The sequence below is a fragment of the Nocardia sp. NPDC101769 genome (assembly GCF_044766925.1).
Taxonomy (GTDB): Bacteria; Actinomycetota; Actinomycetes; order Mycobacteriales; family Mycobacteriaceae; genus Nocardia.
Window position 1 is genome coordinate 153,268 of record NZ_JBIWMX010000005.1, and the last position, 19,453, is coordinate 172,720.

Consider the following 19,453-nt stretch of genomic DNA (forward strand, 5'->3'; position numbering starts at 1 on the left):
CTGACCCGTTCACGCGGCCTCCTGTGTCTTCCACCAGGTGATTCCGAAGATCTGGGTCATGGCCGCGGTCTTGACCGGTGAATGCTCGGTGCCCGCGGTCGCCTTCAGCGCGGCCGGGATCTGGGCCGCGTGCACCACGATGCTGAGGAAGGCGTCGATCCAGAACGCCGCCCGCAGCAGCCGGCTGGCGGGGGCGCGATCGCCCGCCGCCAGCAGCAGCCCCAGGGCCAGATAGAGCCATCCCAGTACCGGAATCGCCCGCAGCACAGTCACCTTCATCGTCCGTCGTCCTTTCCGAGCTGCTCCGCCGCCCAGACCGCGAGTTGTTCGCGGCCGATCTTGGCATTGTGTCGGATATCGACCGGGAACTTCGGATGGAACAGGAACGTGGAAACCGGTGCGGTGACATCGAATTCGCCGGCGCGCTGCCGCAACTGCGCCGTCAGCGCCGCGGTGTCCGTGCCGGGGGCGGCCTCCACGCAGAGCACCGGCAGTTGCGCGCCGCGCGCGCCCACGCCGACCAGCGCGGTGCGGACGACCCCGGGCAGCGTGTTGAAGACCTGCTCCACCTGCACGGAGAACATGGGGCCGGCGGCGGTGTGCACGCGCTGACTCTTGCGGCCGCAGAACCAGATCCGGTCCTCGCCGTCGATCCAGGCCAGGTCGCCGGTGCGATGCCACACCGTGTCGTCCTCGTGGATCTTGCCCGCCAGATTCGCCGACTCCGGCCAGTAGTACCGGGTGCTCACATTCGGTCCCGACACCACCAGCTCGCCGATGCCACGGGTGGCGACCAGCTCGGATTCGCGGGCCTCGGCCTGCGCCCAGGTCGGGATGGGATCGTCGGTGATGGCGACCAGCCGCGCCCGCACGCCCTCGGCGGGCCGCCCGACGCAGGTGCCGTCGCCCAGGTGCGCGCGCTCCGCCGGACCGCCCAGCAGTTCGCGGGATTCGATGGTGGACATGGGCAGTGCCTCGGTGGAGCCGTACCCGGCATACACCTCGGCGTCCTCGGCCAGCACCTGCCGCAGCCCGGCGATGCACCAGTCCGGGACGGGCGCGCCGCCGGAATAGATGCTGTGCAGGGTCGGCACCGGCGTCTTGTGCGTCTCCAGGTGCCGCAGCAGTGGAATCAGCACGGCCGGGGAGGCGAACATGGTCTTCACGCCGAACCGGTTGAGGGCGTCGACCACGTGCGCCGGATCGGTGGAGCCGACCTTGCTCGGCACCAAAGGCGGTAGTACGCACCGTGATCCGAGCAGCATGTCGAGAATGCCCACCAGCGGCAGGGTGATCAGCGAGGTGCCCGGTTCCACCCGGCCGCGTGCTGCGTGCACCTGCTCGACCATGGCGCTGAGATTGCCGTGCGTCATCTCCACGGCCTTGGCGGGCCCGGTGCTGCCGGTGGTGTAGGCGATGAGCAGCACCTCGTCCGCCGGCGCCGGCACCCGCTCGCGCAGGGTGAAGGCGTCGAACGGGGCCCGGTGCTCGCCGGCGGACCGCCGCTCGGCGACGGTGGCCAGCAGTTCCTCCAGTCGCGCCGCGACTTTCGCGCTGACCGGACCGGCCGCGCCGTCGGTGCGGAATCGGTTGCCGAGCCGGCCCGCCGTCACCGGGGCGCCCCAGCTGCGCAGGGTCGGGCCGCCCCAGAACCAGCGCGGGCCTACGGTCAGAGTCACCCGCACGTTCCGGAAGTACTTGCCGAACAGCACTCGCGCCGCGTGCGCCTGCGGAATGCCGATGAACGCCTCGGCGTCGGCGGCGCGCAGGCAGTTGAGCATCTTGCGCACGCCCATGCCCGGATCGATGACCACGGGCACCGCGCCGATCTTCAACAGCCCCAGCATGATCGCGTACAACTCCGGGCTGGGCAGCACCAGCACGATGGTGCGGGTGCCGCGGCCCACGCCCGCCGCCGCCAGGTGCAGGCCGATGGTGTCGGACCACTCGTCGAGCTCACGGTAGGTGAGGTTGCGGTAGTCCGGGAGGCCGGAGGCGGTCTTCCCCGCGGGGTAGATCACCGCCTCACGGTCCGGATCGGCGGCCACCACCGCTCGGAAGCGGTCGATGGCCTGCCAATAGGTCGCGGTGGTCACGCCGCGGCTCCGGCGAGGGCCGGGAGCCGGTAGACGACCGCGGCGGCCGAGGGGCCCGCACCGGCCGCCACGAACAGCACATCGCGGTAGCCGGCCAGCGAATCCGCCTGGGCAGCCGCGTGATACGCCAGGGTGAGCGCGGCCGTGTGCGGGTCACCGTCGGTCAGGTCCGGGGTGAACACCGCGTCCGCGGCGATGCCGAGTTCGGCGGCCAGGCGGGCCGGGAATTCGGCGCTCGGGGTGGCGGCGATGAGGGCCGTGGTGGTCTCGTCGACCGCACTGTCCGACAGCGCGGCGCGCGCGGCCTCGGCGGCGGTGGCCAGCAGCCGGTCCAGGTAGTCGGGTTCGCGCTCGACCGTCATGATGCCGCGGCCACGATCGCCCATGGTCTCGGTATCCACGTAGGACTCCAGGCCCGGAGCGCCCGCGGCGGCGCGGGTGTGCACCCGGCCGAAGCCCTCGGGCTCGCCGGTCTGCTCCAGCAGCAGCGCCGCACCCGCGGTGGCATAGGGGAATTCGTCGTCGGCGGCGGAGCGCGTCAGCGACGGGTGGGTGTCGCCCGACACCACCAGCACGTGCTCGGCGCTTCCGGTGGCCAGCACCGCCTGCGCCACCTGCACGGCATTGAGCACGCCGGTGCCGGCGTTCATGAGGTCGAAGGAGAACGACCGCGGGTCCTCCTTCACGTAGTCGAGTCCGATGCCCGCGGCCTTCTGGATGAGGGCCGACACGGCCGGCTCGACGGTATTGCTGTCGCGGAAGATGCCCGCGTTGATCATGACCCCGACCTGCCCGGGCTCGATGCCCGCGCTCTCCATGGCCCGCCGCGCGGCCCGGCCGCTGAGCTCGACGATGCTGAAAGTATCGGTGTCCCGGCTGATTCCGGTGGACTTGATGCGCACACCCATGGCAGTACCTCAGACCTTCAGCGACGAGATGGTGGTGGACAGGAAGCCGCCGACGACGCCGGAGGCCGCCGGAATCATCAGGATCTTCGACCCGGCCGCCAGGTTCTGCTGGCTGAGCTGATCGTGCAGCACGATGAAATGCGAAGTGCTGGAGGTGTTTCCGTACTTCTCGATGACATTCAGGTCCGGCGGCATCGGGTGGCCGAACTCGCGCTCGGCGATGGCGTTCATGAACGGAATCGCGGCCGCGCCGAACTGGTGGTGGATGATGTAGTCGAAACCCTCGTCGGCGAAGGTGATTCCGTTCGCCTCCATGAAGTTGCGCTGGGTGTCGGTCCACAGCAGGAACCGCGCCTCGTTGTGCATCTTCCGGTTGTCGGTGTAGAGCGCCACGCCATTGGACTTGTCGCTGGGCATGCCCAGGCACAGGTGTGAGAACTCCGAGGCGGTGGTGAGCTCGATGTAGTGGATCTTGTCGTTGTCGTCCACGGCTTCGTCGAGCACCACGGCCGCACCGGAATCGCCGACAGTCAGCGATGCGAATTGCAGATCGTATTTACTGGAAATCTCGTTCACGGCCGTTTCGGCAATGGGCGTAATGGCCTCACCGCTGACCACGATGCCGCGTTTCACCGCGCCACTGCGAATCATTCGGTCGAGAATGTAGACGCCACTCATCATGCCCGCGCAGGCATTCGAGAGATCGAAGGCGATGACATCCTCGCGAGCGCCGATGGCGCGGCCGATGGCACCCGCGAAGGACGGCTCCATGTACATCTTGGTGCCCTCCTTACTGCGCGTGATGGAGGTCGAGATGATGATGTCGAGATCGCCTGCGGCATAGGATGACCTGGACAGACAATCCTCGACGGCCTTCATCGCCAGGGCGAAGGAGTCCTCGAGCGTCTCCGGGCGGGTGTCGCGGAAACGGCGTTCCTTGACGCCCGTGATTCGTTCGAGATCGAACTCCGGGACCTCCTTCAATTGCGAAAGCAGTTCGGCTGTGGTGACACGCTTCTCGGGCAGATAGGCGCCGATGGACTCGAATCGAGATTGCGGCACAGGGGACTCCTGAAACTGGGAGGCTGAAACCTCATGGAAGAGAGTGAAATGTGTGATCGTCAAGCTCGGATGAACTGAGGCTACCTGAGAGTAACTATCTTGGGGAACTGAAGCGTTCCAGATGGCTGTCTCAGACGAAACGTGAACGTACGCTTAGTGTTACGTGCGGTGCTGCAAAACTTCCGCACTCAGCCTGCCCGCCCGCAGCCTGGCTGAAGTGGGGGTACGCCGAAGGCTGGGCGCTGTGGTCACCGCCTGGCAACCGCTCGTTATGTGTCATCGGTATGGCCCGAGGATGACCAACCGAGCTTCTCGCTGTGAGTGAGTTCACCCGGCCACGTCACACCCGCGCGCTCCGGCGGCCCCGATCGGAAAACTGTCTGGGCGACAGCGGATTTCGCTACGTGGCGTGGCGATTCAGGTCTGTGCGGGCAGGCCCAGCACCGCGACCACGAATTCTACGAACAGCGGGGCCAATTCGGGCACCTGGTGCGCCCCCTCGGCCACGATGACCCGGCGGGTCCGTTCGCCGATGGCGTCCGGAATCAGCGCGAACAGCTCGTCGGCGATGACCGGCAGGCTCGGATCGGTCTCGCGCGCCTGAGCGTAGAAGACCCGGTACAGATCCGCGAACCGGTCCACCGACAGATCCCGCAGCGCCACCGACTCCTGATCCACCTTGAACGCCTCGACCAGCATCAGCCGCGCGAAATCCGGTTCGGAGGCCACGGTTTCGCAGAAGGTGACCACGATGGACTCGATGCGCTCGTACGCGCCGGCATCGGTGGGCAGCTGCGCCAGCTCGTCGGCGATGCGGGTCGCGATGATGTCGGAGGCAGTGCGCACCGCCTCGACGAAGCAGTGCTCCTTGTTGCTGAAGTGTTCGTAGAAGGTGCTGCGCGAGACCCGGGCGCGCGCCACGATGTCGGTGAGTGTGGTGGCGTGGTAACCCCTGGCTTCGACGCATTCCACCATGGCCTCGAGCAGTCGGCCGCGCTGTGAGGTGAGGACGGCGTCCCGGGCGGCACGGTGCCGTTCGTCGAAATTGGTGCGCTGCAATGTCACGTTGTGCTGGAACCGCTCTGTCCCCTGTGGTGCGCGAGCCGTCATGTGGACCTGTCTGTCGCGCATCCATTCCCTCTCTCACTGAACCATGTCCGCTTCAGATGGTCATTATCGGTGGACATCCGGAACACGGGCGTACCGGTATTGCAGCCGGGTGCCCTCAGTTGTTCTGCATTGGGGTTGCCCCTTGATGCCATCCGCCCGGGTCCCGCGTCGCCGGGGTGGGTGCACCTCCGTAGGCTGACCGCAATCCCGTGGCCGGCGAGCTGATGACCCTCACCATGTTCTCCTACATCCCTTCCATCCGCAGAACTGCTCGTATCAGCTGTTCGTGCTCATGCCGCGCTACGCCTGGCCCCCCTCGACCATCGATCCCCATGGGACCGTGTAACCGAGTCCCTACGGAGGTAGACACTGTGGTGTTCGATGTGATCGAGCCCGTCCCCGAACAGCCCCTGCTCGGCATGTTCATGCGGTACCGGCGTGAGCAGCTGGGCCTGACCCAGGACGAGGTCGCGCGGCGGATGTTCGTGAGTCTGTCGCTCTACCGGAAGCTCGAGACGGGGGATCGCCCCATGTCCCCGGATCGGTTGGTGGACTGGTCGCGGGCCATGGAGGCGCCGGTGTGGCTGCTGCGCAAGATGGGGTCGTTGGCGCTGCCGATGCCGTCCGTCGTGGAGGCCGGGGTGTGGCCGCCGGTGCTGCGGGCGGAGGACATCGAGCATCTGGAGTCGCTACCGTTCCCGGCCTTCTATCACCGGACACCCGAGTACGAGATTCTCGCGGCGAATCAGGCTGCGCGCGAAGCTTTTCCGTGGCTGTTACCCACCCACCCGGACGCCGATCGCCCGGCGAACGTCATCGAGCAGATGATGACCCAGCCCATCGCGCGAGAGGTACTGATCAACTGGGAGCTGATCGTGCACCGGCTGCTGTTCATCCTCCGGGTGAACGCGCCCGGCATCGTCGCGCCGGAGCGGCTGGCCCAGATTCTCGACACCTGCCGGGTGAATCCCGACTTCGAGCGCTTCTGGACCACCGATCTCAGCGAGGCGGAGTTCAACGATTCGCTGGTGCTGGTCCGGGATCCGGAATCCGGCGGGCAGATCTCGCTGACCATGCGCTCCTACAATGCGTGGCATCCCGACAACTGCCCGTACCAGTTGTTCATGCTCACGCCGCGCGCCGACCCGACCCCGAGCCCGGGTGCCCCAATTCGTGCCGCCTCGCCGGGTTGACCCGGACAGTCGCCGGACCGATGCTTGATCGGCGAGATCAGCTACTGCCCGATCCGATTCGCTATTCGGACCGGGCAGTTCGTGTGTTCGCGCACCATTTCCCGTTCCGACGGTGGAGTTCGGAGGGGAATCTCCACCCGCGGTCGACGGGTGATTCGGTGCCCGCCCGCTGAAGGGCGGCGGGCGGCACCGGTTCTTACTTCGGTTCGACGTACTTCGGGAAGACCACGGCTGGTTCCGGCAGGGCGGTGCCCGGGCGGAGCGGGGTGGCGAGGTCCGCGAAGCTGCGGTCGGTGACGCCGAGCAGGTCCAGGATCTTCCCGGCCGAGCCGGGGATGACCGGCTGGACCAGGATCGAGACGATGCGCAACACCTCCATGGTCACGTAGAGGATGGTGCCCTCGCGGGCGGTGTCCTCCGGGGTGCCGGCCTTGGCCAGGGTCCAGGGCGCCTGGGCGGAGAAATAGCGGTTGGTCTCACCGAGGGTGAGCCACAGCTGCTCGAGGCCCAGATGGATCTGCTGCTGGTCGAATTCGGCGCGCACCTTCTCCAGCAGGCTGCCCGCGCGCTCCAGCAGGGCCTTGTCGTCCCCGGTGAACTCGCCCGGGGTCGGGACGACGCCGCCGAAGTCGCGGGCCACCATCTTCAGGCAGCGCTGGGCCAGGTTGCCGTACTCGTTGGCCAGATCGGCATTGATGCGGCCGACGATGGCCTCGTGGCCGTAGGAGCCGTCCTGGCCGTAGGAGATCTCACGCAGCAGGAAGAAGCGCAGGGCGTCCAGGCCGAAGGTGTCGACCAGGTCCATGGGATCGACCACATTGCCGACCGACTTGGACATCTTCTCGCCCTTGTAGTTGACGAAGCCGTGCACGAAAACCCGCTTGGGGAGCTCGATTCCGGCGCTCATCAGGAAGGCGGGCCAGTACACGGTGTGGAACCGCGAGATGTCCTTGCCGATGATGTGCAGGTCCGCGGGCCAGTACCGCTGGAACGACGCCGAATCGGTGTCGGGGAAGCCCGCACCGGTCAGGTAGTTGGTGAGCGCGTCCACCCACACGTACATGACGTGCTCGGGGTGACCCGGCACCGGCACACCCCAGTCGAAGGTGGTGCGGGAGATGGACAGATCCTTCAGGCCCGCCTTCACATACGAGACGATCTCGTTGCGCCGGGTCGAGGGCGCGATGAATTCCGGCTGGGTCTCGTACAGTTCGAGCAGCTTGTCCTGATACTTGGACAGGCGGAAGAAGTAGTTCGACTCCTCGGTCCACTCCACCGGGGTCTTGGTGTCGCTGGAGATGCGGGTGCCGTCCTCGAGGAGGGTGGTCTCCTCCTCGGTGTAGAACGCCTCGTCGCGCACCGAGTACCAGCCGGCGTAGGTGTCGAGGTAGATGTCCCCGGCCTCGACCATGCGCTCCCAGATCGCGACCGACGCGGCCAGGTGGTCCTCGTCGGTGGTGCGGATGAAGCGGTCGAAGGAGATGTCGAGCGCCTTGTCCATGTTCTCGAAGACGTCGGAGTTGCGCGAGGCGTACTCCTGCTCCGCGAGACCGGCGGCCCTGGCGGCCTGCTGCACCTTCTGGCCGTGCTCGTCGGTGCCGGTCATGTAGAACACATCGAAGCCGTCCAGCCGTTTGAAGCGGGCCAGGGCATCGGACGAGATGTACTCGTAGGCGTGCCCGATGTGCGGTGCGCCGTTCGGGTACGCGATGGCCGTGGTGATGTAAAAGGCGGGGCGATCGGATGCGCTCATGGTGTGTCTACTCTATCTGCGTGTCCTACGTCGCTCGCGTGAATATCCCCGTGGCAGGTGCCGCCCTTCTTTCCTCCGGGGGATGGGCATGACCAGTCGCCGACCTGCGCCCGAGCCGCCCGAGCCGCTGTCGCCGCTCATCGACGCGCACACCCATATCGACGCCTGCGGGGCCACCGATCCGGAATCGGTTGCGGCGCTGGTGGAACGGGCCCGCGCGGCGGGCGTGCGGGAGCTGGTGACGGTCGCCGACGACCTCGAGGCCGCGCGCTTCGCGGTCCGCGCCGCGCACTGGGACGACCGCGTCCATGCGGCGGTCGCGCTGCACCCGACCCGCGCAAACCACCTCGACGACGCCGCCAAGGCCGAGCTCGAGCAGCTGGCCGCGGATCCCCGGGTGGTCGCGGTGGGGGAGACCGGGCTGGACTACTACTGGCCGGGCAAGCTGGACGGCTGTGCCGAGATCGAGGATCAGGTCGAGGGCTTCCGCTGGCACATCGACCTGGCCAAGCGGCTGGGCAAGCCGCTCATGATCCACAACCGGGAGGCCGATCACGACCTGCTGGCGGTGCTGCTGGACGAGGGCGCGCCGGAAACCGTGATCTTCCACTGCTTCTCCTCCGACGCGAACATGGCGATGGCCTGTGTGGAGGAGGGCTATGTGCTCAGTTTCTCGGGCACGGTCAGTTTCAAGAACGCGCACGAATTGCGCGAGGCCGCGAAACTCGTTCCGGACGAACTGATTCTGGTCGAAACGGACGCGCCGTTCCTGACCCCGCATCCGTTCCGGGGTGCGCAGAACGAGTCGTACATGCTGCCGTACACGCTGCGCGCGCTGGCCGGACTGCGCGAACAGGATCCGGGGCAGCTGGCCAAGATCACCACCGCCAATGCCCGCCGGGTCTACGGAATCTGAGCTACTGTTCCGCCTCTCCGGGACGTCAGCGCCCGGCTCGGGTACCGCACGCGTGCCGGAGGTCGGGCAGCGAACCTATTTCGGGCGTACCCGGCGAGTTAGCCTCAGCGCTCCGAAATCAGTTGTCGCTGCCGGGAATCGGACCGCGCCTTGGCTCGCCATCTATGTCGCAGCTCACTATGATCTAGCGCGGTCGTGATTTACCTGCGATTCGATATCGGGTCGTAATCCTCGTCCCCGCAGCTCCGCCGGGAGTGGTTGTCAATCCCCGACCCCCTCGTTATCGTACTGTGACCATGCCGGGATTTCCGATGCACGCATTGACGAAGATCAACTCGTCGCGTTCCCCGATGCTGTACGGGGCCATCGCGGCGATGCTCGTCACGCTCATCTTCGGAGCCGGCGTTGCCATCATGAGCAAGAAGCAGATCACCTTCGTCATCGATGGCAAGCAGTTCGCCGAATCCACCATGCGCGGGGACGTCCGCGGGGCGCTCAAGGACGCCGGGTACGCGATCACCAGCCGCGATGACGTATCCCCTTCCGCCGGAGCGCATATCAGCGACGGATCCACCATCACGCTGAACCGGGCCCGTGAGGTCTCGCTCATCGTCGACGGCACGCCCTCCAAGGCGTGGACCACCGCGCTCACCGTGGCCGAGGCGGTCACCAAGCTCAATCTGCCCGGCGACGTCTTCACCTCGCCCGCGCGCCCGACCCCGCTGCCGCTCGAGGGCGCGCAACTGCTCATCACCAATCCGCGGACGGTCGAACTCAGTGACAACGGCGCGCCCGCGTCGCTGGTCCGCCTCGCCGCCCCGACCATCGGGGAGTTGCTCCAGGCGCAGGGCCGCCCCCTGGTCAATCAGGACTCCGTGGAGCCGGCCGCGAGCACCCCGCTCACCGACGGCATGAAGATCACCGTCACCCGCAAGATCGTGGAGAACCGCACCGAGCGGGTGCCGCTGGATCCGCCGGAGAACATCATCGAGGATCAGACGCTCAATATGAGCCGCACGATCGTCGAGAATCCGGGCGTACCCGGCACGCAGGACGTGACTTTCGCGGTCTCCATCGTGAACGGCCATGAGGCGGGCAAGGATCCGATCAAGTCCACCGTGATCGTGCCCGCGCAGCCCAAGACCGTGCGCAAGGGCGCCAAGCCGGGCACCGAGGTCCCGGACGTGCAGAACGGCACCACCTGGGATGCCCTGGCCACATGTGAATCCGGCGGCAACTGGGCCATCAATACGGGCAACGGCTTCTTCGGCGGCATCCAGTTCGACCAGAACACCTGGGAACGCCAGGGCGGCACCCGCTACGCCCCGCGCGCCGACCTCGCGACCCGCGAGGAGCAGATCGCCATCGCCGAAGTGACGCGCGCCCGCCAGGGTTGGGGCGCGTGGCCGGCCTGCACCTCACGGCTCGGCATCGGCTAGAAGGGCTGTCCCGACAGCGTGGACAGCAGCTGGAACGGCATGCTGAGGAACATCAACCCGACATAGAGCGGGTAGCGGATCGGATCACCGTTGAGATAGCCGTCGGCCAGCCAGCTCATCAGGTCTGCGGAACCCATGTCGCATCTCCCTTGCGTAGTGGTTACTGCCACCGGGCATTTCGATCCCGCGAGTTCCGCTGTTACCGAATGGAAGTATCGGCTGCCCCCATGGTCGGCGCTCGACGCGAACGCGCCGGGTCAGCGGAAAGTGGATTCGAGGTAGTCGACGAGGTCGGCGGTGGTGGCCGTGCGACGGGCGAAGCCCAGGTAGCCGTCGGGACGGATGACGAAGGCCGATCCGTGGTCCGCGCGGTAGGCCCCGGCGAATTCGCCTGCGGTGTCGCGGATCAGTGGGAGAGTGGTCGCGGTGGCGCCGGCCCGGGGCGCGGCGATCAGATAGGCGTCCAGGTGGCCGTGGGCCGCGGCGGTCGCGGTGACGGCCAGCTGTTCCAGGTCGCGCAGGTCGTGTTCGGTGGTGGTGTCGTCCGCGTAGAGCAGCAGAGTGTGGGCGGTGCCGTCGATGAGGGGCAGCAGCCGGAAGCCGAAGGCGACGGCGTCGCGGGTCAGGCCGCGGGCGTCGGGGGTGCGGGCGCCTGCCCGCGGGGCGGGATCGCCGGGTGGGGACGGCGCGACGATGGGGCTGCCGGCGTAGTCGATGAGAAGTTGTGCCTCCCGGCGCAGGACGTAGGCGGGGTCGGTGGAGTCCGCGCCGATGCCTTCGCGGGCGCTGCGGACCGTGCGGCCGACGACCTCCTCGCCCACCGGGCGGCGTTCGAGGTCGTAGGAGTCGAGCAGGGTGGGGGAGGCGTCCCCGGTGAGCGCCAGGGCCAGTTTCCAGGCCAGATTGTGGGCGTCCTGGATGCCGGTGTTCATGCCCTGGGCGCCGGTGGGCGGGTGGATGTGGGCGGCGTCGCCCGCTACGAAAACCCTTCCGCGGCTGTAGGAATCGACGATGCGGTGGCTGATCCGGAAGACCGAGGACCAGCGCAGGTTCGACACCTGCGCCGGTTCGGGCGCCAGGCGGTCGACGACCGCCTGGAGATCGGGCAGATCGGGCGTCCACCCGGTAGCGAAGCCGTGCTCGACGCCGTCGTCACCGGTCGCCGGATCGTGTGTCCGGCCGTCGGGGAGGAGCATGGAGATGCGGTACCGGTGCCGGCCGGGGAGCGGGATACAGATCAGCAGATCATCGGTGACGCCGTCGGTCCGGTGGCTCGCGCGGATGTTGTAGCCGCGTGGCATCGACCAGCTCAGTTCCACGTCCCCGAGCATGTAGTGCTCGGTGAAGGCCGCACCCTCGAAGGAGAGACCCAGCGCCTTGCGGATCGTGCTGTGCGCGCCGTCGCAGCCGACGAGATAGCTTGCCCGCGTGGTCTTCTCACCCATTTCGCTCGCGAGTGTCACGGTGACCCCGTCGGCGTCCTGCTCGAAAGCCGCGACCCGCGACCCGCGTTCGATGGTGCCGCCCAGCACGTTGAGCCGGTCCCGCAGAATCCGCTCGGTCTCGTACTGCGGCAGGCCGACGAATCCGAACGGCACGTCCGTCGGCAGCGTCAGCTCTATCCGCGCGCTCGGCTCACCATTGACGAAGGCCAGCTGCCCGCGCAGTTGGATCGCCGCATCCAGGATCCGACGCAGCACCCCCATCTGCTCGAACACTTCCAGCACACGCGGTTGGATGCCAACGGCTTTCGCGTACGGCGGTGGTTCCAGCAGCGGGTCGACGATCCGGCACGGCACGCCCCGGCGGCGTAGTTCGATCGCCGCGGTCAGGCCGACCGGTCCGGCGCCGGCGATGATTACCGCGGTGTCGTCCATGGGGGCGAACCTGTCGGTGATCCGGACGGCTCGAGGGTGCTGTCAGCCGAATTGTGTTGTGCCGGATCGTGTCCGGGCACCGCGCCGGCGCCGTAGAAGGTGGGCAGTATGCCCTTCACCAGTACCAGCGCCGATCCTTCGCCGGACGGAACGGCCGCCAGGTTGGTGGCGACCACGATGGTGAGGCCGGAGTCGGGATCCGACGCCATGTAGGTCATGTAGCCCGGGATCTGGCCGTCGTGCCCGAACTGATGCTCACCGAATCGCACCATGCCCAGGCCGTACCCGGCCATGGCCGGATCGGCCGGATCGATCGGCTGGATACTGTCCATCCGCATCTTCTGGAACTTGGCGTCGAGCAGCTTGCCGTCGATGAGCGCCTTCGCATACGTGGTCATATCGCCGACCGTCGAGATCGCCGCACCCGCGGTCCAGGTCCACGACGGGCTCGAGGTCGTTCGGTTACCCGGTTGCAGCGTGCCCGCCAGCGCCGCGGCCCGCTGATCCGGCGGCAGTGCGAAGGTGTCGATGGTGGAGACCATGGTGCCGAAGGCGTAGCCCTGCGGATGCGGATCCGGCATCGAGGAGTCCGCCGGCGCGGGGAACGACGTGTGCTTCAGCCCGAGCGGTTCGAAGATGCGCTGCCGGAAGTTGTCGGCCACAGGCATATTCGTGACCTTCTCGATGACCAGCCCCAGCAGGATGGTGTTGGTGTTGCAGTACTCGAATTTCTCGCCCGGCTGGAAATCGACCGGGTGCGCGAACGCGATGGCCAGCAATTCCTCCGGGGTCCACACCTTCTGGGGATCCTTGTCGATCGCGGCGCTGAAGTCGTAGTCGAAGGTGTAGTTGTAGAGGCCGCTGCGCATTTCGGCGAGCTGGGCGAGGGTGATGCGGTCCCCGTTCGGCACACCCGGCCAGTACTTTCCGATCGGATCGTCGAGGGAGAGCTTGCCCTCCTGGGCGAGCTGCATGAGGACCGTCACCGTCATGGTCTTGGTATTGCTGCCGATCCGGAAGTGGTCGTTCACCGTCATCGGATCGTCCTTGCCGATGGTCCCGGTCCCGAAGGTGGCGGTCCAGTCGCCGTCCTTGGGTGACTCGACCACCACCACCGCTCCCGGAATGACGTTGTCCTTCATCAGTTCGGTGATGATGGGCCGCAACGTCGCGGCGTATCCGGGCTCCTTGGACCCCGTATCGTTCGACGACCCACACCCTGCCGCGACCGTCAAACCCACGGCTGCGATGAGCACGCCGAAACTCCGCCGGTATCCCATAACTCTCCGTCCGGGTCCGCTGGAACGTGGTTATGAAGCTGCTCGAGCGCTTGTCAGCCTAACTCCGTACCAACCGGTCGCGAACGGAAATGGGCGGTGTCGCTACATCAGTGCGCCACCATCGACGCGGAGCTCGGTGCCGGTCATATAGCGGCCGTCATCGGAGGCGGCCATGGCGACGACGCCCGCGATGTCCTCGGGCTTGCCGAGCGCGCCGCCCTCGATCCACCCGGGCAGCCGCGCCATGAGCGTCCAGTCGGCGTCGGCGGGCAGTTCCAGACCGGAGGTGATGCCGGTGCTGATGCCGCCGGGCACGATATTGACCGCGCGCAGGCCCTTTTTCACGTATTCCAAGGCGATGGAGTGGGTGAGCGCGTTGACGCCCGCCTTCGACGCGGAGTACGCGGCCATATAGGGATTGGACCCGAAGGCCGAGGTGGAGGAGAAATTCACGATCACGCCGTGCCCGGATTCGATGAGCGCGGGCAGCGCGGCCTGGATCATGAGGAAGGTGCCGGTCAGGTTGACCGCGATGACCCTGTTCCAGTCCTCGAGGGGCATGTCGTGGGTGTGCGCGGCGCGCAGGATGCCCGCGGCGTTCACCAGAACGTCCAGGCCGCCGAGGAATTCGAGGGCCTCGGCGGTGACGGCGCGGACTGCCGCCGGGTCGGAGATGTCGAGGGTGAGGGTGCGCAAGCGCTCGCGCTGATCGCCGGGGACAGCGTCGACGGTGGCGGCCAGTCCGGCCTCGTTCACATCGGCGGCGACCAGGTGGGCTCCCTCTTCGAGCAGTCGCAGGGCCACGCCCTGTCCGATGCCCGATCCCGCTCCGGTGACAAGTACTCGGCGACCTTCGTATCTGCGCGACATGGCGAGAAATTAGAACAAGTTTCAAGGCGCGTCAATGGGAAGTTCCGACATCCTCTCGATCAGCTGATTGCCAGAACTTTCTCATACTGGTCCTACGTTCAAATCGATAAACTCGGGCCCCGAACAGGAATGGTCATCGGGTCGGGACTGATGGAGGATTCATGCGGTCGGTTGGTTGGCGTACACGGATTTTCACCGCGGCCATAGCGTCGGCGGGCACGCTGCTGGCGCTGCCGGGAACCGCGGCCCACGCCGAGACGGCCGGCACCACCTTCGCCACCACCGCGCTACCAGACGGCTTCCGCGGCCTGCCGAACGGCACCATCATCGACTACTGGACCACCCGCTCCAATGGCGAACCGGTGAAAGCCAGTGGCGCGCTGTTCGTTCCGTCCGGTCCCGCACCCGCGGGCGGCTGGCCGATCATGGCCTACGACCACGGCACCTCCGGCATGGGACCGGGCTGCGGCGGGCAGACCGACGACTCGAAGGTGAGCCGGCCCCGGGAAGACCAGGTGCTGCAGTATTTCGTGAACAAGGGCTTCGCCGTGGTCGCGCCGGACTATCTGGGCCTGGGCCGCTTCGAGACCGGCCCGCACCCGTACCTGGAGATCAGCACCGAGGCCGGTTCCACCATCGACCTGGTCAAGGCGGCCCGCGCCGCGAATCCGGCGCTCTCACGCACGTGGGCGGTGACCGGCTTCTCACAGGGCGGTCAGGCGGCGCTGGGCACCGCGCACCTGCAGGTGTCGCAGACCCCCGACCTCGACTTCCGCGGCGCCATCGCGGTCGACCCGGAATCGGACCTGGAGAAGATCGCCCCGTTCGTCGGTCCCTGGGTGCCGGAGATCCCCGGTCAGGCCGGGACCGCGGTCAACGCGTTCGTGGTCAGCATGCTGGCCGGGCTGCGCGCCACCCACCCCGAGGTCGATGTCGACAGCTACCTCACCCCGCGCGGCAAGCAGGCCGTGGACGCCTCGCAGAGCCTGTGCTTGCTGGACATCATGAAGGTGGTCGACGGCATGGGCATCGGCGACATGCTGTCGCGGCCGCTCGATACCCCGGAATTCCAGGCCGCCATGAACGAGTACATGACCGTCCCGGTCAACGGCTACAACGCGCCGATCCTGCTGCTGCTCAACACCAATGACACCACCGTGCCGTCCCCGCTGCACGCGGCGCTGGCCGCGCAGTTCGCCGCCAATGGCGTGGACTTCCAGACGGTGGTCGGTACGGGCACCCACACCCAGTTGAACCCGCAGATGTGGAATGCCATCGGCGCGTTCAGCGATCGGATCCTGGCCACGCCCACCGTGCGGTGACGATGGTCGCGTGACCTCTTCGGGGGCTCGGGGTGAAAGCCCCGGGCCCCCAACGACTTACTGGGGGAACCAGCTGAAATCGGGTTCGCAGGTGACGTCCTGCTCCGGGCGGACGCCGGTGGCGAAGTAGGTGTTCACGATATCGTTCAGGCACGGGCTCAGGTTCGGCCGGAACGCGCCGTGAATCCTGGTGTCCGCCAGCGTCACCAGGCGTGATTCGGTCAGATCCGTATGCAGCGCGAGCCCTTCCGAGTATGCGGTGCGGGTGTCGTGGACATTGGCCACGATCAGCACCGGCGCCGCATTGCGGATCTCGGTGGGCGGTTCCACCGGGTCCGGCCAGAAGGCGCAGGCGGTGATGTTGTTGGCGAACGCACCGAACACCGGTTGCGTCGGCCGCGCGGCCTCGACATTGCCGTAGTACCAGGCGGGATCGCGCGGCGCGGCCTTGTCGCCGCACATGATGGCGGCCATGGCGGCGGCGTCCAGCGGCACCACGGAGACGATCTTGGCCTTCAGCGCGTCCATGTCGATGGGTCCGCCCGCCACGCCCGACGCCACCATGGTGAGCACTTCGGCGAGGTTGGGGTTCAGCTGCGGGCTCGGCAGCAGCGCCAGCAGCATCATGGGAATGGTGTGCTCGTCGACCAGGTAGCCGCTGCCGTAGATCTCGTGACCCGCGGACCGCCGGATGAGGTCCTCGACCCAGGCGCGCACCGCCTCCGGGGTGCTGCCGAAGTGGTACTGATCGTCATGGCGGGCCGCCCATTTCGCCCAGTCGTCGAGGGCGTACTCGTTGATCGCGCCCATGTCCTGGTAGAGCCCGACGTAGTAGCGGTCCGGGTCGACGGCGCTGTCGAAGACCATGCGGTCGGCGTGGTCGCCGAACATCTGGGTGTAGACCGCGCCCAGGTAGGTGCCGTAGGACGCGCCGAAGTAGTTGAGCTTCGTCTCGCCGAAAAGGCTTCGGATGAGATCCATGTCGCGCGCGGTATTGCGAGTCGTGATGTTGCGGGCCTTGTCCGGGTCGGTGCCCACGCACGCGGTGGCCAGTGCCGCGGCCACGGCGGTGTCGCGGGCATAGCCGAATACGTCGAATCCGGCGGAGAAGAGCATGGTGGGCACCGGAATCGTGCAATTGACCGCGTCTGAGCGGCCGACGCCGCGCGGGTCCATGCCGATCAGGTCGTACTGTGCGCGTACGTCCGCGCTCATGGCCTTCTGGGTGTTGACCGTCATCGCCAGGCCGGCGCCGCCCGGACCGCCCGGATTGGTGACCAGGATGCCGCGGCGGCGCGCCGGATCGGTGGCGGCGATGCGGGAGATCGCGACGGTGAGCGTGCGACCGTCGGGATTGTTGTAGTCGAGCGGTACCAGGACGCCCGCGCACCGCGCGCCGGCGGCGTCGAGGGCCGCGTTGTCGCACGGCTTCCACTCCAGTGTCTGGTGGTAGAAACGGTCCAGTCCCGGGGCCGCGTCCGCATTCGCCGGTCCCGCGGGCAGCGTGACCACCGCGGTCAGCAGCGTCGCGCCCAGGACGAGCCGTCGAATCCGCCGAGCGGGCATGCACTCTCCTTCACGGTTGTGTTCCAAGGGCGACGCTACTCGGATACCTGGCGAAAGACCGTGCGACATGGCGGATTTGGTCCGGCACGCCCGGTCGCACGCCCGGTCGAGCGAGTTGGCAAGCATGCAGCAAACTTCAGTGCTGGATTCCGGGCCTCACAGCCCTCGCGGTGTGACCGGGTGCCGGGTGATTCACGCAGCTTGATAGGTTTTCCAGAATGTCCGAACCCGAAGTCGCCGGTCGTGGAAAAGCCGCCCTGCTGGGGCCCGCCGAAGTGCGTGAGCTGGCCAAGCGATTCGGCGTCCGCCCGACCAAGCAGCTCGGGCAGAACTTCGTCCACGACGCCAACACCATGCGCCGCATCGTCGCCACCGCGGGCGTCCACCGCGACGACACCGTGCTCGAGGTCGGTCCCGGCCTGGGCTCGCTGACCCTGGCGCTGCTGGACGTGGTCGACCGGGTCATCGCCGTCGAGATCGACCCGACCCTCGCGGCCCACCTGCCGGAAACCGCCGCCGCCCGCGCCCCCGAGCTCGCCGATCGGCTGACCGTCGTCCCGATGGACGCCATGAAGGTCACCCACGCCGACCTGCCCGCCGCGCCGACCGCGCTGGTGGCCAACCTGCCCTACAACGTGGCCGTGCCGGTGCTGCTGCACCTGCTGGCCGAATTCCCCAGCATCCGAACCACTCTCGTCATGGTGCAGCTGGAGGTGGCCGACCGCCTCGCCGCCACGCCCGGCGGCCGCATCTACGGCGTGCCGAGCGTCAAGGCGGGCTTCTTCGGGACGGTCCGCCGCGCCGGAACCGTTGGCCGCCAGATCTTCTGGCCCGTACCCCAGGTCGAATCGGGACTGGTCCGCATCGACCGCTTCCCCGAATCCTCCTGGCCCCAGGACGAACCCTTCCGCCGGCGCGTCTACGCCGTCATCGACGCCGCCTTCGCCCAGCGCCGCAAGACCCTCCGCGCCGCCCTGGCCGGCTGGGCCGGTTCCGCCGCCGAAGCCGAAAAGCGCCTCACCGCAGCCGGAATCGCACCCACCGCCCGCGGCGAAACCCTCGATACCGCCGCCTACGTCCGCCTTGCCCAGCAGGAATGAGCCGAAAGACCTGCCCGTCCACCCGGAGTGGGTGGGGTGGCACCGGGCTCGGTCTCCGAGCCGGTGCACCCCGGCGTGGTGCCGGTGACCTGGGCCGAATCGAAATTCAAGGGGTCCGCGGTTGCTGGACCGGCCGGTACCAAGAACGCCGGCATCGGCAGGATCGGTACTGCCGCGATCTTCAGTACGCCTCGCTCCATGACCCTCGTCCTTCCTCACGCATGCCGCGGGGATAAGGCAACTGGCTGGCAAACCGCCATGCGACGCTGCTCGTATGGCGGCCGGCTCACACCCGAAAGTCGGCCGATCGATCATGCACCGCCCATCGTCGGTGGTCGAGCGTGCGGGTCAGGCCGAGATGGACAGACCCTGGAGCAGGGTGGTGGGGCCGGAGCCGTCGCTGTCGTGGCGGGTGGTGATGGTGAGCTGGACCAGGTACTGGCCGTTGTCGGACTCGACGATGATGTAGCGGTTGTAGGCCCAGAGGGTGAGCTGCTCGACGTTGTAGGTGCCGGTGATGCCGGCGGACGGCCAGCCCTCGAAGTCGGTGGTGTCGGTTTCGAGGTCCTGCCAGCCGGGGAGCCGTCGGGCGTCGTCGAAGGCGTGGGTGAGCAGTTCGCGGGCGTCGACGGGCGGGGTGAAGGTGGCGACCAGGACGACCGCGTTGTCGGCCCAGCCGTTCGCGGGAGCCTGGGTCCAGACACCGTACGAGCCGGGGAACATGCTCGGCGGAACCTGTTGCCAGCCTTCGGGAATGCCGACCGCGACCTTGGGGGCGCCGGGAGCCGCGGGGTCGACCGGGGCGGCCTCGATCTGGGCGGCGGCCAGGTATTCGGCGATGGTGGTCAACGGGGCTCCTCGCGAGGGGACGGCGGTGGTCACCCGCCATTCAACACGATGCGACAGGGCCGCCCGGATCCGGTGATCGGGGCGGCCCTGTCGTATCGCGAGACGAGCGATC

Annotated in this window: 17 protein-coding genes; 5 read left to right on the plus strand and 12 right to left on the minus strand. The window is 67.5% G+C overall.

The genetic code is table 11. From position 1 onward, the window contains the following. Positions 1–9: 9 nt before the first annotated feature. The 5 genes from ACIRRA_RS11520 to ACIRRA_RS11540 form a co-directional block, all read right to left on the minus strand. Positions 10–279, minus strand: coding sequence for a hypothetical protein (locus ACIRRA_RS11520; RefSeq protein WP_402766322.1), 270 nt, complete (start codon positions 277–279; stop codon positions 10–12). Further along, entirely contained in the window at positions 276–2,096 is a 1,821-nt protein-coding gene (locus tag ACIRRA_RS11525; RefSeq protein WP_402766324.1) for a fatty acid CoA ligase family protein, read from the minus strand. Before ACIRRA_RS11525 ends, ACIRRA_RS11520 begins: the two co-directional genes overlap by 4 nt. Then, positions 2,093–3,004, minus strand: a complete 912-nt coding sequence (locus ACIRRA_RS11530) for a hypothetical protein (protein ID WP_402766326.1) — start codon at positions 3,002–3,004, stop codon at positions 2,093–2,095. Before ACIRRA_RS11530 ends, ACIRRA_RS11525 begins: the two co-directional genes overlap by 4 nt. Positions 3,005–3,013: 9 nt before the next feature. Next, the gene (locus ACIRRA_RS11535; RefSeq protein ID WP_354836108.1) at positions 3,014–4,066 is read right to left on the minus strand and encodes a 3-oxoacyl-[acyl-carrier-protein] synthase III C-terminal domain-containing protein; all 1,053 of its coding nucleotides are present in this window, start codon (positions 4,064–4,066) and stop codon (positions 3,014–3,016) included. A 417-nt stretch (positions 4,067–4,483) separates the two neighbouring features. Beyond that, on the minus strand, positions 4,484–5,197 hold the full coding sequence (locus ACIRRA_RS11540) for a TetR/AcrR family transcriptional regulator (protein WP_402766328.1): 714 nt from the start codon (positions 5,195–5,197) through the stop codon (positions 4,484–4,486). Between the two features lie 350 nt (positions 5,198–5,547). On the opposite strand from ACIRRA_RS11540, the gene ACIRRA_RS11545 reads away from it, so the two are divergent. Beyond that, positions 5,548–6,369: a helix-turn-helix domain-containing protein gene (locus ACIRRA_RS11545; RefSeq protein ID WP_402766330.1), complete on the plus strand. Its 822-nt coding sequence runs from the start codon at positions 5,548–5,550 to the stop codon at positions 6,367–6,369. 196 nt (positions 6,370–6,565) lie between these two features. Here ACIRRA_RS11545 and metG read toward each other — a convergent pair whose 3' ends face one another. Beyond that, entirely contained in the window at positions 6,566–8,122 is a 1,557-nt protein-coding gene (metG, locus tag ACIRRA_RS11550; protein ID WP_402766332.1) for a methionine--tRNA ligase, read from the minus strand. Positions 8,123–8,210: 88 nt separating this feature from the next. Here metG and ACIRRA_RS11555 point away from each other — a divergent pair, with 88 nt between their 5' ends. Both ACIRRA_RS11555 and ACIRRA_RS11560 read left to right on the plus strand, forming a co-directional pair. Further along, positions 8,211–9,038 carry a TatD family hydrolase gene (locus ACIRRA_RS11555; RefSeq protein ID WP_402766335.1) on the plus strand — a complete coding sequence of 276 codons (828 nt, stop codon included), beginning with the start codon at positions 8,211–8,213 and terminating at the stop codon, positions 9,036–9,038. Positions 9,039–9,349: 311 nt separating this feature from the next. After that, on the plus strand, positions 9,350–10,477 hold the full coding sequence (locus ACIRRA_RS11560; protein ID WP_402766336.1) for a transglycosylase family protein: 1,128 nt from the start codon (positions 9,350–9,352) through the stop codon (positions 10,475–10,477). On the opposite strand, the gene ACIRRA_RS11565 is transcribed toward ACIRRA_RS11560, so the two are convergent. The 4 genes from ACIRRA_RS11565 to ACIRRA_RS11580 form a co-directional block, all read right to left on the minus strand. Further along, the gene (locus ACIRRA_RS11565) at positions 10,474–10,614 is read right to left on the minus strand and encodes a hypothetical protein (protein WP_402766338.1); all 141 of its coding nucleotides are present in this window, start codon (positions 10,612–10,614) and stop codon (positions 10,474–10,476) included. The two genes, ACIRRA_RS11560 and ACIRRA_RS11565, sit on opposite strands and share 4 nt — an antisense overlap. A 120-nt stretch (positions 10,615–10,734) precedes the next feature. Then, positions 10,735–12,354 (minus strand): FAD-dependent monooxygenase, encoded by a 1,620-nt coding sequence (locus ACIRRA_RS11570; protein WP_402766341.1) that lies wholly within the window; start codon positions 12,352–12,354, stop codon positions 10,735–10,737. Further along, complete coding sequence (locus ACIRRA_RS11575) at positions 12,336–13,634, minus strand: serine hydrolase domain-containing protein (RefSeq protein WP_402766344.1); 1,299 nt, start codon at positions 13,632–13,634, stop codon at positions 12,336–12,338. Before ACIRRA_RS11575 ends, ACIRRA_RS11570 begins: the two co-directional genes overlap by 19 nt. Before the next feature lie 102 nt (positions 13,635–13,736). Continuing rightward, complete coding sequence (locus tag ACIRRA_RS11580; RefSeq protein ID WP_402766347.1) at positions 13,737–14,504, minus strand: SDR family NAD(P)-dependent oxidoreductase; 768 nt, start codon at positions 14,502–14,504, stop codon at positions 13,737–13,739. Positions 14,505–14,665: 161 nt separating this feature from the next. Between ACIRRA_RS11580 and ACIRRA_RS11585 the strand changes: the two genes are divergently transcribed. Then, positions 14,666–15,826 carry an alpha/beta hydrolase family protein gene (locus tag ACIRRA_RS11585; RefSeq protein ID WP_402766349.1) on the plus strand — a complete coding sequence of 387 codons (1,161 nt, stop codon included), beginning with the start codon at positions 14,666–14,668 and terminating at the stop codon, positions 15,824–15,826. 57 nt (positions 15,827–15,883) lie between these two features. Here the strand turns inward: ACIRRA_RS11585 and ACIRRA_RS11590 are convergent, their stop codons facing one another. Then, the gene (locus ACIRRA_RS11590; protein ID WP_402766351.1) at positions 15,884–17,392 is read right to left on the minus strand and encodes an alpha/beta fold hydrolase; all 1,509 of its coding nucleotides are present in this window, start codon (positions 17,390–17,392) and stop codon (positions 15,884–15,886) included. A 218-nt stretch (positions 17,393–17,610) separates the two neighbouring features. Between ACIRRA_RS11590 and rsmA the strand changes: the two genes are divergently transcribed. After that, on the plus strand, positions 17,611–18,492 hold the full coding sequence (gene rsmA, locus ACIRRA_RS11595; protein WP_402766353.1) for a 16S rRNA (adenine(1518)-N(6)/adenine(1519)-N(6))-dimethyltransferase RsmA: 882 nt from the start codon (positions 17,611–17,613) through the stop codon (positions 18,490–18,492). 348 nt (positions 18,493–18,840) lie between these two features. Here rsmA and ACIRRA_RS11600 read toward each other — a convergent pair whose 3' ends face one another. Then, complete coding sequence (locus ACIRRA_RS11600) at positions 18,841–19,341, minus strand: LpqN/LpqT family lipoprotein (protein ID WP_402766355.1); 501 nt, start codon at positions 19,339–19,341, stop codon at positions 18,841–18,843. Positions 19,342–19,453: the final 112 nt, after the last annotated feature.

Bases quoted from the DNA above. Each gene is read 5' to 3' on its own strand.
- ACIRRA_RS11520 (WP_402766322.1), bottom strand. From the start codon at position 279: ATGAAGGTGACTGTGCTGCGGGCGATTCCGGTACTGGGATGGCTCTAT.
- ACIRRA_RS11530 (WP_402766326.1), bottom strand. From the start codon at position 3,004: ATGGGTGTGCGCATCAAGTCCACCGGAATCAGCCGGGACACCGATACT.
- ACIRRA_RS11540 (WP_402766328.1), bottom strand. From the start codon at position 5,197: ATGCGCGACAGACAGGTCCACATGACGGCTCGCGCACCACAGGGGACA.
- metG (WP_402766332.1), bottom strand. From the start codon at position 8,122: ATGAGCGCATCCGATCGCCCCGCCTTTTACATCACCACGGCCATCGCG.
- ACIRRA_RS11555 (WP_402766335.1), top strand. From the start codon at position 8,211: ATGACCAGTCGCCGACCTGCGCCCGAGCCGCCCGAGCCGCTGTCGCCG.
- ACIRRA_RS11560 (WP_402766336.1), top strand. From the start codon at position 9,350: ATGCACGCATTGACGAAGATCAACTCGTCGCGTTCCCCGATGCTGTAC.
- ACIRRA_RS11565 (WP_402766338.1), bottom strand. From the start codon at position 10,614: ATGGGTTCCGCAGACCTGATGAGCTGGCTGGCCGACGGCTATCTCAAC.
- ACIRRA_RS11570 (WP_402766341.1), bottom strand. From the start codon at position 12,354: ATGGACGACACCGCGGTAATCATCGCCGGCGCCGGACCGGTCGGCCTG.
- ACIRRA_RS11575 (WP_402766344.1), bottom strand. From the start codon at position 13,634: ATGGGATACCGGCGGAGTTTCGGCGTGCTCATCGCAGCCGTGGGTTTG.
- ACIRRA_RS11580 (WP_402766347.1), bottom strand. From the start codon at position 14,504: ATGTCGCGCAGATACGAAGGTCGCCGAGTACTTGTCACCGGAGCGGGA.
- ACIRRA_RS11585 (WP_402766349.1), top strand. From the start codon at position 14,666: ATGCGGTCGGTTGGTTGGCGTACACGGATTTTCACCGCGGCCATAGCG.
- ACIRRA_RS11590 (WP_402766351.1), bottom strand. From the start codon at position 17,392: ATGCCCGCTCGGCGGATTCGACGGCTCGTCCTGGGCGCGACGCTGCTG.
- rsmA (WP_402766353.1), top strand. From the start codon at position 17,611: ATGTCCGAACCCGAAGTCGCCGGTCGTGGAAAAGCCGCCCTGCTGGGG.